This window comes from Photobacterium sp. 53610 (assembly GCF_036409375.1).
Lineage (GTDB): Bacteria > Pseudomonadota > Gammaproteobacteria > Enterobacterales > Vibrionaceae > Photobacterium.
On the sequence record NZ_JAXOFS010000035.1, the window covers coordinates 1 to 1075 of the forward strand.

Sequence of the window (1075 nt, forward strand, 5' to 3'; positions counted from 1 at the left end):
GCACCAGATCCCCGGTGCGGTACAGCCGGGTATTGCCCTTCGCCTTGTCAGCTTCAGTGGCAAACGGATTGGCAATGAAGCGCTCCGCCGTCAGCTCAGGGCGGTTGAGGTAGCCCCGGGCCAGACCGGCGCCGCCGATATACAGCTCACCCACCGCGCCCAGCGGTAACAGCTGCTGATGCTCATCCAGCACATACAGCTGGGTATTGCTGATGGGCTGACCAATCTCATTCAGGTTACGGCGTTCCGTTAACTTCCCTGCCGCATAGATACTCGCCTCTGTCGGGCCGTAAAAGTTATACAGCGCATAATGCTGGTGCCAGTACAAACAAGCCTCTGGGTCACAAGACTCACCGGCAAACAGAATTGTCTTTAAAGAAGCATGTTGCTTCTGAGGTAATGCAGCCAGAACCACCGGCGGCACATACAGGATATTGAGCGCCTGCGCATCAATATACGCACTCAGCAAATTCGGATCTCTCCGGTACGATTCGCCCAGCAGATGCAACTCACCCCCAAAAAGCAGGCTGTTCAACATTTCAGAAACAGACACATCAAAGGTGTACTGGCTGAAGCAGGAAACCCGGCTTCCTGAAAGATCGAAATCATAAACAGCCTGCATCGATTGCAGGGTGTTTCCCGCACTTTGATGCGCCACCATCACCCCTTTCGGTTGACCTGTGGTCCCCGAGGTGTAAATCACATAGGCCAAATCTTCCGGCGACGGGCCGCTTTCTAAGTTACTGTCCGGCAATGCCTGCAAGGCGTCACTGTCGGCCAGAATCATCCGCGCAGCATGTCCCCCCGACAGAAGAGCGTCGACGCTCGTCCGCTGCGGTGCATGGGTGATCACCAGCGGCACACAGGTATCTTCTAAAATGAACGCACTGCGCTCTGCCGGGTAATCCGGCGAGATGGGCACGTAGGCCGCTCCAGCCTTCAACACCGCCAGAATACTGATCACCATCTCCGGGCTTCGATCCAGATACAGCGCGACCAGGGTATCGGCGGGCAGCTCTGCCTGATGAGACGCTCGGTACGTCTGCCGGATCTGTCTGGCTAGCTGGTTGGCTTT

At 56.5% G+C, this 1075-nt stretch carries 1 protein-coding gene; it reads right to left on the minus strand.

Annotated elements, in window-relative coordinates; translation table 11 throughout:
- On the minus strand, positions 1-1075 hold a 1075-nt coding region (locus tag SPK40_RS22940), incomplete at both ends, for an amino acid adenylation domain-containing protein (RefSeq protein ID WP_330962017.1).